Here is a 1,707-nt window from a genome sequence, read left to right on the forward strand (position 1 = left end):
CTAGCCCGGATCTTTCACGGGGTGCCGGCGCGCGGTCGTGACGGCGCGGTGGCCGTCGTCGCGGTGTGATTTTCGCGCGGGGGTGTGACAAGGGCCCGAGTGTCGCCTCGGGTGGGTGCCGGTTCCAGGGACCGGATGTCGTGCGGGGTTCGTTGGGACGGTTGACGTGAAGATCAGCCGGGCACGGCCAGGGCGCGGAGTCGGGTGATGGCTTGTCGGGCCAGACCCGCCCAGGGCGCTTTGCCGGCGAGGTGGAGCAGCACGCGTCTGCCGGTGCGGGCCAGGGTCGCGGGCACGGTGAACAGTCGCAGGCGGAGCCGTTTGGGTTCCCAGCGGCGGGCGTCGTGGTCGTGCAGGGCGAGCATCTGCATCCACGCGGTGAGTTCCGCGGCCAGCGCGACGATCGCGCACCAGATCTGGTTTTGGGCGAAGTCGAATAGTGGGAACGCGCGCAGCCCGGTGTCCTTGGCGGTGCGGATCCGGTCCTCGCAGCGCGCGCGGCGCCGGTGGCGCAGCTCGAGGTCGGGCAGCTGGGTGGCGGGCCCGCCGGTGGGGGTGTTGGTCGCGAACGCGGTGACCCGGTGCCCGTCGATGTCGGTGATCCGCAGCTGCGCGCCGGGGTGGGGTCGTTCCTTACGGGCGATCACCCGCATCCCGGCCGGCCACGACGTCAGGTCGAGCAGGTCGGTGAGCTCGGCGACCCACGCGCCGTCGCGGATCTCGTCGTGGGCGTCCAACGCTGGGACCCACACGTGCTCGGGGATGTGGGCCAGCAGGTCGGGGGTGTGGTCGGGCAGGGTGAACCCGACCGAGTACGACAACCGCTGCGACGTCATCCAGTTCAACACTGCGTGCGTGGCGCCGGCGGAGTCGGTGCGGATGAGCACCTTGCGCCCGGGGCGGGTCCCGCGCCGGTGGCCGGGCAGCTGGGCCAGGGACGCCTTGACTACGTCGATGTGGTCGGTGGCGGTGTTCGACCCGGCGTTGCCCGGGCGCAGCACGATCGCCAACGGCTCGCCGGTGCCCTGGGCGCCGTGGTCGACGAACGAGCACAACGGGTGGAACCCGAAGCCCCGCTTGAACGTCGGCCGCGCCAGTTCCTTGTCGGAATGGGAGGTCACCAACGTCGCGTCCAGGTCCACGATCAACGGCGCTTGCGCGGACGTCGCAGCGTCCGGGGCTCGGGTGCCGGCCAATGCCCACGCCCGGGCCCGCGCCGCGGCCCGGGCGGAGTTGATCGCCTTCAACGCCGCGGGTGCGTTCTTGGCCAGGGCGTCGATCGTGCGGGACACCGTCGGGTCCGAGGCGACCGGACCGAAGACGCCCGGTTCGGCGCGCAGCAGCGCGACGTCAGCCAGGCAGTCGCCGCCCAACGCGAGGGTGATCGCCAGGTCGGTGATGACTTTCGCCGGGTCGTGGACTGCCAACGGCTTGCGCCACGGCGCCAACGCCGCCGAGAGTTCCTGGCCCAGTCCGGTCGCGGCGATCGTCTCGGTCAGGACCACCCCGCCCGCCTGACCAACAGCCCCGGACGCGGCCGTGTCGACCTTGAGATGCGGGTAGAAGCCGGTAGTCTTCTTCACCTGAAAGGTGCTCCTCATACTGGGACGTATTGGACCTCAGCAATCCAAATCGTTCCAGGTCAGGAGCACTTTTCACGTCATCGACACGACCTCACGCCACCGCGCCATGAAAGCGCGAGGCTAG

1 protein-coding gene is annotated in these 1,707 nt (G+C 70.5%); it reads right to left on the reverse strand.

All coding sequences use genetic code 11. The features are described from left to right. Positions 1 to 173 precede the first annotated feature (173 nt). Complete coding sequence (locus EUA98_RS19505; RefSeq protein WP_130104338.1) at positions 174 to 1,583, reverse strand: IS1380 family transposase; 1,410 nt, start codon at positions 1,581 to 1,583, stop codon at positions 174 to 176. Positions 1,584 to 1,707: the final 124 nt, after the last annotated feature.

It is taken from the genome of Pengzhenrongella frigida, assembly GCF_004168625.1.
In the GTDB taxonomy this organism is placed as follows: domain Bacteria; phylum Actinomycetota; class Actinomycetes; order Actinomycetales; family Cellulomonadaceae; genus Pengzhenrongella; species Pengzhenrongella frigida.